Consider the following 6285-nt stretch of genomic DNA (forward strand, 5'->3'; position numbering starts at 1 on the left):
GTGTCGACGGTGGCGGCGAGCAGGAGGACAGGGGCCAGGAGGGTTCGCAAGGGCGTTGGGGACACGGTCCCCGTCTAACGGGTGCGTGAAGCGGATTCAAACGCTGGAGGGGCAGGCGGAAAGCGCAGGGATGGAAGGTCGCCCATTTGGGCGTTGGAACCCCAGCACCCTTGTTGGTACAAGAGTCGCGCCGCGCGTCGGTGCGGCCGTGTTGGGAGGCAGCAAACTTGCGGGAGAAACTGAAGGCCCTGGCGGAGCTGCAGAAGGTGGACCTCGAGGTCGCCTCGCTCCGGAAGGCGGCGGATGTGCATCCCCGCCAGATTTCCGATCTGGAGCGGGAGCTGGGCGTCGCGCGCAACGGCATCGAAGCCGAGCGGACACGCGTGGCGGACCTGGAGAAGCAGAAGGCCCTGCTCGAGCAGAACATCACGGACGAGAAGGACAAGGTGAAGAAGTGGGAAGCGCGCCTGTCCGACCAGCGCTCCACGCGTGAGTACTCGGCGCTCGCTCGCGAAATCGATATCGCGAAGAAGGGCATCCTCACCCAGTCCGAGGCGCTCACGGAGAAGGTGAAGGAGCTGGGCGGCGCTCGCGAGGCCATCAAGGGCAAGGAGGCGGAGTACGCCACCAAGCTGCAGGGCCTGTCGGGACGGATGACGGAGCTGCGCGGGAAGCTGGGCGAGTCCGACTCCCAGGTGAAGGAGCTGGAAGGTCGCCGCGCGAACGTGGCCGCGAACGTGGACGGCACGCTGCTGCGCCGCTACGAGGTCATCCGCAAGAAGAAGCTGCCCGCGATGGTGGGCGTGGTGGCCGGCACCTGCCAGGGCTGCAACATGAACCTGCCCCCGCAGATGTACAACGCGCTGCGCACCTCGCTGGGCACCGACGTGTGCCCCTCGTGCAACCGCATCATCTTCGCCATCGAAGCGCTGCAGGAAAAGGCCCCGGACTCCGCCGCGAAGTAGCGGCGCGGTCGTCGTAGGTCGCTTCAGCCCATGCCGCCCCCTTCGCTCGTCGACCTCCTCCGTCACATCGCGCGTGAGGAGCCGCTGACGGCGACGGTGCGCGCCTTTCGCGGGCTCACCCGCGAACACCTGGGGCAGTTGCTGGCCGAGGCCGCCGACACGCTGGCCCAGGGCCCGCCCGTGTCGGCCGCCTCCGAGCCCGTGTTGGAGCCGGCGGCGGCCCCCTCCCCCACCGTGGAGTCCGCCGCGCCCATCCCCCCGGGCAGCGGGCTGAACCGCGTGCGCGTCTATTCGGACGGAGCGGCGCGCGGCAACCCGGGCCCCGCGGGCGCGGGCGCGGTGCTGATGGACACGCAGGGCGCGGTGATTGCGCGCCTGGGCAAGTTCCTGGGGCACCAGACGAACAACCACGCCGAGTACATGGGGCTGCTGCTGGGGCTCCAGCACGCACGCACGTTGGGCGCGCGCGAGGTGGAGGTGTACGCCGACAGCGAGCTGCTCATCCGGCAGCTGGACGGGCGCTACCAGGTGAAGAGCGCCACGCTGAAGCCCCTCTTCCAGGAGGCGCAGAAGCTGCTCAAGACGTTCAGCAAGGTGAAGCTCGCCCACGTCCCCCGAGCGCAGAACGCCGAGGCGGATGAGATGAGCAACCGCGCCATCGACGAGCGGCTGTAGTCCGTCCGCGGTCGTTTTCCGCCGAAGCGCCCTGCCTCCTCAAGGCGTACCGACCCCCGCCACGCTTCCGGAAGCCACCGGGACAGGCCAGCGCGCGAGCGCGGTGGTGACCGGACCGGGCAACACCGCTTCCTGCCTCGCGAGCGCATAGGCCTTCTGCGCGTTGGCGCCCCTGGCTTCGAGCCTTCGTGCCACGACGAGATGGAGCGCGGCACGTTCCGCCCCGTCCAACGCGGCCAGGGACTCGACGGTCCGCGCGCCGTGCACCGTGTCCCGCAGCTCCTCGAAGGTGAGCTCCAACCCCGTCGCCTCCAGGGTCTTCGCGGCCAGGGCGGAGTCGCCGAGCCGCTCGAACTCTCCGGCGAGCAGGAGCCCGGCCTCGGTCCCCACCTGGCTGAAGCCCGCCCGGTTGGCGGTGGCGCAGACGCGGGCGGCGGACTCGGGGCTCTTGGCGAGCGCGGTCAGCACCCGCACCGCGACCACGGAGGCATTGTTCACATCCAAGCCAGCCGGCAGGGCGCGGACCTTGGACTCGCCGAGCGAGGCTTCGAGCCATGCGCGCAGCAGCTCCTCGCTCCGCCCCTCCACCGCGCGGGCGATGAGCTTCTGCAGGTCCTTGGCCCCGGCATCGTTCGGTCCGCGTCCGAGCAGCCGCGCGTACAGGAGCACATCCCGCCAGCCGACCGACGCCTTCTCGTCCTCGAACAACCGCTGGGAGAATCGCTTCACCGCTTCCTCACGGCGGCCCAGCGCGGTCAGGGCCCGGAGGTGCTCCTCCAGGAAGATGTCGTAGTGCGTCTCCTCCTGCTCCATCGCGTCCAGCAGCACGAGCGCCTCCGCCCAGCGATTCTCGCGCAGGTAGCGCAGGCTGAGCCCCCAACGCGGCAGGGGCGACTCCGGGTGGGCGCGCCGCAGCGTCTCGAGCCGCGCGGTCGCCTCGGGACCTGGCTCCGTGCGCGCGAGCATCGTGGCCAGGAGCATCGAGTCAGGAGCCTGGGAGAGAGCGCGCGCGTAGTACGCCCGCGTCTCCTCGTTGCGACCGGTGCGCCGCATCTGGCGCGCCCAGAGCCGGTGCGCGTCGAAGTCCTCCAGGTTCGCATCGCGCCACTCGCGTGCGATGGCCGTCGCCGCGAGGACGCCCTCCGTCTGCTCGAGCGCCATCATCCCCAGGGAGGCGGCCTCGCTCAGCTCCGGGGCGTCGGGCCTCGCGCGCAGCACCGCCTGCGCCACCCGGCCCGCCTCGGCCGGACGGTTGCCCGCCAGCAGGAAGCGCAGGGTCATCTTCCAGCCCCCCGGCAGCACGCCCAGGTGGCTCCGGCTGATGGAGCCGCTCTGGCGCTCGTCCACGGACAGCGACCTGGGGGGTTCGACAAAGGCGTAGTCCACGTGGTCGAACTCCTGGAACGTCGTGCCGCCCAGGGGTTGAGGGAAGCGCTCCGGCGCATTCACGTTCTTCGCGCTCGAGCTGGTGTAGCGGACCGCATCCATGAAGAGGGGCGCCGCGCCCAGCACGTTGTAGACGCGGACATCCTTGTCCCCGGATACGTACAGGGTGTCGTGGACCAGGGAGACGCCCTTGGCGCTCACGTCCACGTCCACCAACCCCCGGCGGATCTCACGCTTGATGCGTCCTTCGGCGGGCACGTCGAAGCGATTGTCACCGGCGACAATCTGGACGGGCACATCCAGGCCGTTGACGAAGTGCACGGACTCCGAGCGCTTCACGCCCGGGCCCATGAGGACCAGGACGAGCGGGAGTCCCACCATCCCGAGAATCACGAGGACGTCGCTCCAGAGCGAAGTCGGAGAGGGCTTCACGGAGAGGCCTCCAGGGCGAGCAGGGAGTTCGTGAACAACAACGGCCGGCGCGTGCCGGTGCCGGGCAGATGCCAGCGCTCCACCCAGGCGTGAAGGAGCGCTTCGGACGCGGCCGGATCCTCCGCGGAGACTCCCCTGGCCGTGAGCGCCAGGGATGCGACAGAAGAGCCAAGCCCTTCTGTCGTCACCGCCCAGAGCAGCTCGACCGGCGCCTCATCCGTCCCGTTCGCGGGCAGGGGGCGCACCTGCTGACGCACGCGCAAGCTGGCCGCGGGGGGGCCCTCGCGGCCCGCGGCCCGGACCGAGTCCATGAACAGCACGTCCTTGCCCAGCGCCTCATCCGCCATCCGCTGCCAGGCGGTCACGAGCAGGTCCGGCCGGGCGTCCGACTTCTCCAGGCCCAGCCACTCCACGGATACGCGGCGGCTGTGCGTGCGGGCCACGGCGTCCAGGAGGCTGGAGAAGAACGGGATGGAGGCGGCCGTGCCGCTGCCCGCGTCCAGCCGTGTCTCCATCCGAGCACGGGCCTGGGCCAGCTCCGCGTCCAGGCGGGCCTGGGCCTGGGGCGCGAAGTTGGAATCGGGCCGGTCGCGCAGGAAGGCGAGCGTGGGGCCCAGGTCGCGCACGTTGAGGGCCAGCCCCCACGCACGCGCGTCCACCGCGCTCCGCTGGGGCACGACGGAGGCGCACACCACCAGGACTGCGACGGCGGCCGCGACGCCCAGGCCGACCCATGACGGGAGCTTTCCTTCCGCGTGCACGTGGCGGCCCTTCGCGCCACGCGCCAGCAGCGCCGCGGGCAGGTGCTCCACGCCGCTCTCGGCATCGAGCATCCCGCGATTGAGCAGCTCCAGCACGCGACGGCGGCGCCCCGACAACTCCTGGGCGAGCGCCTCCGCCTGCGGCTTGCCGCGCACCCGCAGCACCAGGCGCATCCGGCTGAAGCGCATGTCCAGGGAGGTATGGGTGTAGCGGCCGTTGTCGTGGTGGTCCATCAACTGGATGTCGTTCAGGTGCACGAGCGGCCACACGGTGAGCTGATCACGCTGCACCTGGACGAGGTGCAGCGGGTGGACGACGTGGAAGCTGCCGAAGGGACTGCTGATGGAGCGCAGGAGGACACGCGCCGCGTACAGGGTGGCGGCGGCGAGGCCGGCGGCGAAGACCGCGCGACACACCCAGTCCACCACCGTGCGCGTTTCGGGCGCGCGGAAGCAGTCGACGAGGAAGAAGAGGGTCACCAGGGCCAGCCCGGCCGAAACGGCAGCGGGGAGGGCCCACGTCTTCAGGGTGCGTCCTCCGTCGTGGCGGTCGGCCTCCGCGCGCAGCCATTGCCGGGCGCCCTCCGACAGCGCGGCCACGTCCAGGTCGACGCGGACCGGGTAGACGCCCTCGGTGGCGCTGGTGGGGTTGAAGCGCTGGCTGCGCTCGAGCAGCTTGTTGGCGGCCTCCGAGCGCTGCTGGGCGAAGAGGGTCGCGGCGGCGGAGGACAACTGGCCCGCGGTCCACCGGCGCAGCTCCGGATCCGCGTTCGCGGGCACGTCCACTTCGAGCGAATCCAGCTCCTGCACCGCCTCTGGATTGAAGCCGTGCTCCAGCATCGTCGCGGCACGCCGCACCGTGAGGGAGAGCACGTCCATCGGCCGCAGGCCCGTCAGGGTCCGCGCCTCCGCGAGCACGCCGAGCGCGTCCTTGACCTGCCCCATCTGCTCCAGACAGTCCGCCAGCGCGACGCGGGGGACCAGCTCGGTGGGGCCCAGCTTTCCGGCCCGCCAGTAGTCATCCGCCGCTTCCTTCAGGCGCTCCAGACGCTGCAACGCCCAGCCCCGGTGCAGGCGCGCCTGCCAGTCCTGGGGACGCAATTCCAGCACCCGGTCGAACTCCACGAGCGCTTCGGGGGGATAGCCTTCGAACAGGAGGTTCTTCCCCAGCAGGGTGCGCACCTCGTGCGCTTCGGGATGTTCGGCGAGGAAGGTGTTCAACACCCTGCGGCCCGCGGCGTGGTTGTCCGCGTTGAACTGCTCCACGGCCTCCGCCATGCACGCGGCCTGCTCCGCCGCCAACCCCTCCAGCGGAACGTCCGCGGTGGCGTCCCAGGCCTGGCGCGCCTCCGCGTCGGAGAGCAGCTCGTAGGCCTCGCGCAGGCGCTTGAACACCTCCGGATGGGTCTCCGGGGGGTTCTGTCGCACGAGGTCGAAGTAGGCCTTCTTGATGGTGCGGGCATCCGCGTCGCGGGGGACGCCCAGCACGGCATAGGGGTTCTGTTGCGGTTCGCTGCTCACCGTCGGGTTGCTCCCGGCGCGTCGACGGTCGCACGCACGACCCGCCACGCCTCATCCAAAGTGTCCACCGCGACCAGACGCAGGCGCCCGGTCACCTCGGGCGGCAGCGCCGCCACTTCCTGAAGATTGCGCCGGGGGTGCACCACGATCCGCATGCCCTCCAGGTACGCGGCCACCAGCTTCTCGTGCACGCCGCCCACGGGCCGCACCTCGCCGGACAGCGTCACCTCGCCGGTCACCGCCAGCCTCGCGGGAAGCGGGCGCTGCGCATAGGCGGACAGGCCCGCGAGCGCCATCGCGAGGCCGCTCGACAGTCCGTCCTTGCCCACCTCGGTGTCCGTGTAGTGCAGGTGCAGGTCGTAGCGGGCCACGAGTTCGCCCAGGCCCAGCACGGGCGCGCGAGCACGCAGCACGCTGAAAGCGACGTCCGCGGCCTCCTGTCCCTCCGGTCCCACGCGGCCACTGCAACGCAACACGCCCCGGCCCGGCACCGCTACGGCCTCCAATGGAGAGACATGTCCCCCGCGCGGGTGCCAGCCCAGCAC

General features: G+C 71.0%; 5 protein-coding genes. 2 read left to right on the forward strand and 3 right to left on the reverse strand.

The features are described 5' to 3' along the window. Positions 1-227 precede the first annotated feature (227 nt). On the forward strand, positions 228-965 hold the full coding sequence (locus D7X74_RS38295) for a zinc ribbon domain-containing protein (protein WP_120537908.1): 738 nt from the start codon (positions 228-230) through the stop codon (positions 963-965). Between the two features lie 30 nt (positions 966-995). Beyond that, a complete protein-coding gene (locus D7X74_RS38300) occupies positions 996-1640 on the forward strand; it encodes a ribonuclease HI family protein (protein WP_120537909.1) in 645 nt (214 codons plus the stop codon). 39 nt (positions 1641-1679) lie between these two features. On the opposite strand, the gene D7X74_RS38305 is transcribed toward D7X74_RS38300, so the two are convergent. From D7X74_RS38305 to D7X74_RS38315, 3 genes are all read right to left on the reverse strand, one after another. After that, positions 1680-3458 carry a lipopolysaccharide assembly protein LapB gene (locus D7X74_RS38305; RefSeq protein ID WP_147446831.1) on the reverse strand — a complete coding sequence of 593 codons (1779 nt, stop codon included), beginning with the start codon at positions 3456-3458 and terminating at the stop codon, positions 1680-1682. Then, complete coding sequence (locus D7X74_RS38310) at positions 3455-5740, reverse strand: DnaJ domain-containing protein (RefSeq protein ID WP_120537911.1); 2286 nt, start codon at positions 5738-5740, stop codon at positions 3455-3457. The genes D7X74_RS38305 and D7X74_RS38310 overlap by 4 nt, the downstream gene beginning before the upstream one ends. After that, a partial coding sequence (locus D7X74_RS38315; RefSeq protein ID WP_304984947.1) for a S16 family serine protease occupies positions 5737-6285 on the reverse strand: 549 nt, incomplete at its 5' end. The genes D7X74_RS38315 and D7X74_RS38310, both read right to left, overlap by 4 nt.

This window comes from Corallococcus sp. CA047B, from assembly GCF_003612065.1.
Lineage (GTDB): Bacteria > Myxococcota > Myxococcia > Myxococcales > Myxococcaceae > Corallococcus > Corallococcus praedator.